This is a genomic window from Streptomyces sp. NPDC051020 (assembly GCF_040683105.1).
Taxonomy (GTDB): Bacteria; Actinomycetota; Actinomycetes; order Streptomycetales; family Streptomycetaceae; genus Streptomyces.
On record NZ_JBFBCG010000174.1, the window covers coordinates 1 to 3,296 of the forward strand.

At 56.8% G+C, this 3,296-nt stretch carries 1 rRNA gene; it reads right to left on the reverse strand.

The features are described 5' to 3' along the window. Nucleotides 1-22: 22 nt before the first annotated feature. Nucleotides 23-3,146, reverse strand: a 23S ribosomal RNA gene (locus AB0N06_RS37960). Nucleotides 3,147-3,296: the final 150 nt, after the last annotated feature.

Below are 3,296 nucleotides of genomic sequence, written 5' to 3' on the forward strand. Positions count from 1 at the left end.
AACACAGTGGACGCGAGCAACTGAGGACAAGCCCTCGGCCTATTAGTACCAGTCAGCTCCACCCGTTACCGGGCTTCCACATCTGGCCTATCAACCCAGTCGTCTACTGGGAGCCTTAACCCCTCAAGGAGGTGGGAATACTCATCTTGAAGCAGGCTTCCCGCTTAGATGCTTTCAGCGGTTATCCTTTCCGAACGTAGCCAACCAGCCATGCCCTTGGCAGGACAACTGGCACACCAGAGGTTCGTCCGTCCCGGTCCTCTCGTACTAGGGACAGCCCTTCTCAATATTCCTACGCGCGCAGCGGATAGGGACCGAACTGTCTCACGACGTTCTAAACCCAGCTCGCGTACCGCTTTAATGGGCGAACAGCCCAACCCTTGGGACCGACTCCAGCCCCAGGATGCGACGAGCCGACATCGAGGTGCCAAACCATCCCGTCGATATGGACTCTTGGGGAAGATCAGCCTGTTATCCCCGGGGTACCTTTTATCCGTTGAGCGACAGCGCTTCCACAAGCCACTGCCGGATCACTAGTCCCGACTTTCGTCCCTGCTCGACCCGTCGGTCTCACAGTCAAGCTCCCTTGTGCACTTACACTCAACACCTGATTGCCAACCAGGCTGAGGGAACCTTTGGGCGCCTCCGTTACTCTTTAGGAGGCAACCGCCCCAGTTAAACTACCCATCAGACACTGTCCCTGATCCGGATCACGGACCCAGGTTAGACATCCAGCACGACCAGAGTGGTATTTCAACGGCGACTCCACAACCACTGGCGTGGCTGCTTCAAAGTCTCCCACCTATCCTACACAAGCCGAACCGAACACCAATATCAAACTGTAGTAAAGGTCCCGGGGTCTTTCCGTCCTGCTGCGCGAAACGAGCATCTTTACTCGTAGTGCAATTTCACCGGGCCTATGGTTGAGACAGTCGAGAAGTCGTTACGCCATTCGTGCAGGTCGGAACTTACCCGACAAGGAATTTCGCTACCTTAGGATGGTTATAGTTACCACCGCCGTTTACTGGCGCTTAAGTTCTCAGCTTCGCCAACCCGAAAGTCGGCTAACCGGTCCCCTTAACGTTCCAGCACCGGGCAGGCGTCAGTCCGTATACATCGCCTTACGGCTTCGCACGGACCTGTGTTTTTAGTAAACAGTCGCTTCTCGCTGGTCTCTGCGGCCACCCCCAGCTCATGGAGCAAATCCAATCACCAGTGATGGCCCCCCTTCTCCCGAAGTTACGGGGGCATTTTGCCGAGTTCCTTAACCATAGTTCACCCGAACGCCTCGGTATTCTCTACCTGACTACCTGAGTCGGTTTAGGGTACGGGCCGCCATGAAACTCGCTAGAGGCTTTTCTCGACAGCATAGGATCATCCACTTCACCACAATCGGCTCGGCATCAGGTCTCAGGCACATGTGTGACGGATTTACCTACCACACGCCCTACACCCTTACCCCGGGACTACCACCGCCCGGGCTGGACTACCTTCCTGCGTCACCCCATCGCTTACCTACTACAAGTCTGGTTCGTCGGCTCCACCACTACCCTCAACTCCGAAGAGATCGGGCCGGCTTCACGGACTTAGCATCGCCTGATTCAGTATTGGGCGTTTCAAAGCGGGTACCGGAATATCAACCGGTTGTCCATCGACTACGCCTGTCGGCCTCGCCTTAGGTCCCGACTTACCCTGGGCAGATCAGCTTGACCCAGGAACCCTTAGTCAATCGGCGCACACGTTTCTCACGTGTGTATCGCTACTCATGCCTGCATTCTCACTCGTGAACCGTCCACAACTCGCTTCCGCGGCTGCTTCACCCGGCACACGACGCTCCCCTACCCATCCCAGCAGGCGTTAGCCCTCAATACTGGAATGACACGACTTCGGCGGTACGCTTGAGCCCCGCTACATTGTCGGCGCGGAATCACTTGACCAGTGAGCTATTACGCACTCTTTCAAGGGTGGCTGCTTCTAAGCCAACCTCCTGGTTGTCTCTGCGACTCCACATCCTTTCCCACTTAGCGTACGCTTAGGGGCCTTAGTCGATGCTCTGGGCTGTTTCCCTCTCGACCATGGAGCTTATCCCCCACAGTCTCACTGCCGTGCTCTCACTTACCGGCATTCGGAGTTTGGCTAAGGTCAGTAACCCGGTAGGGCCCATCGCCTATCCAGTGCTCTACCTCCGGCAAGAAACACACGACGCTGCACCTAAATGCATTTCGGGGAGAACCAGCTATCACGGAGTTTGATTGGCCTTTCACCCCTAACCACAGGTCATCCCCCAGGTTTTCAACCCTGGTGGGTTCGGTCCTCCACGAAGTCTTACCTCCGCTTCAACCTGCCCATGGCTAGATCACTCCGCTTCGGGTCTTGAGCGTGCTACTCAACCGCCCTATTCGGACTCGCTTTCGCTACGGCTTCCCCACACGGGTTAACCTCGCAACACACCGCAAACTCGCAGGCTCATTCTTCAAAAGGCACGCAGTCACGACTGTCGCTCCGAAGAACAACAGCGACGCTCCCACGGCTTGTAGGCACACGGTTTCAGGTACTATTTCACTCCGCTCCCGCGGTACTTTTCACCATTCCCTCACGGTACTATCCGCTATCGGTCACCAGGGAATATTTAGGCTTAGCGGGTGGTCCCGCCAGATTCACACGGGATTTCTCGGGCCCCGTGCTACTTGGGTGTCTCTCAAACGAGCCGTCAATGTTTCAGCTACGGGGGTCTTACCCTCTACGCCGGACCTTTCGCATGTCCTTCGCCTACATCAACGGTTTCTGACTCGTCTCACGGCCGGCAGACCGTGAAAAAGAGATCCCACAACCCCGCATGCGCAACCCCTGCCGGGTATCACACGCATACGGTTTGGCCTCATCCAGTTTCGCTCGCCACTACTCCCGGAATCACGGTTGTTTTCTCTTCCTGAGGGTACTGAGATGTTTCACTTCCCCTCGTTCCCTCCACACTGCCTATGTGTTCAGCAGCGGGTGACAGCCCATGACGACTGCCGGGTTTCCCCATTCGGACACCCCCGGATCAAAGCTCGGTTGACAGCTCCCCGGGGCCTATCGCGGCCTCCCACGTCCTTCATCGGTTCCTGGTGCCAAGGCATCCACCGTGCGCCCTTAAAAACTTGGCCACAGATGCTCGCGTCCACTGTGCAGTTCTCAAACAACGACCAGCCACCCGTCACACACCACACAACGCGATGCTTCACCGGGACCGGCAACTGAAGGCGACCACACGGCCGTACCCTCAGACACCCAACAACGTGCCCGACACAACCCCT